Genomic DNA, 874 nt, shown 5'->3' on the forward strand with positions numbered 1-874 from the left:
TTCACAACAAGCAGAGCAACATTTCATTCAAGAACAAGAAAAAGGTGCGGAAGCCGCAGGAAGAATGGTATCGTGTGGAAAATACCCACGAAGCCATCATTTCCGAAGAAGTGTTCCAAAAAGTTCAGGAGCTGATTGCAAGCAGACGCAGGAAACGCAGAAACGGTACGACACAGATTTTCGCAGGATTGATAAAATGTGCAGACTGCGGATGGTCTTTAGCCTATGGGGAAAACAAGCAGAACAAAAACCCATACGGGTACTACCATTGCAGCAAAAACGGACAGGGATTACGCCAGTGTTCCATGCACTATATCCGCTATGATGTACTGTATGCCTATGTACTTGCAAGACTGCAATACTGGTCTATGCTGGCACAGAAAGACGAGGACAAGCTACTGAAACGCCTGCTCAATGCCAGCGACAGGGAAAGAAACTCTGCAAAGAAAAAGCAGGCTGCGGAGCTGAAAAAGGCAGAGAAGCGTAAAGCCGAGGTTGATGGGCTGTTTGCTAAAATGTATGAGGACTGGTCTGCCGGACGCATAACCGAGTATAACTTCAATATGCTGTCCGAGAAGTACCAGAACGAGCAAAAGGAGCTTGAAACAAAAATAAGACAGCTTCACGAAACGATGGAAGCCGCCGTACAGACCGCAGCGGATGCTGAAAAGTGGATTGCCCTAATGAAACAGTATGTCAACCCTGTGGAGCTGACCGCCGAACTTCTGAACACTCTAATTGAAAAAATAACCGTCCACGAAGCTGTCAAGGGCGAGGACGGAAGCCGTGAACAGGAAGTAGAAATCTACTACCGCTTCATCGGCAAAATCGACTGACCTTTCTTTTTTACCCAACAATATCTTTAATTAAGGGA

1 protein-coding gene is annotated in these 874 nt (G+C 46.3%); it reads left to right on the top strand.

The window, feature by feature from the left end:
• Positions 1-836: DUF4368 domain-containing protein (locus LI164_RS15580; protein ID WP_173904975.1), on the top strand; the 836-nt coding region annotated here is incomplete at its 5' end.
• Positions 837-874 lie beyond the last annotated feature (38 nt).

Source organism: Dorea sp. 210702-DFI.3.125 (assembly GCF_020560945.1).
Classification (GTDB): domain Bacteria; phylum Bacillota; class Clostridia; order Lachnospirales; family Lachnospiraceae; genus Dorea; species Dorea formicigenerans.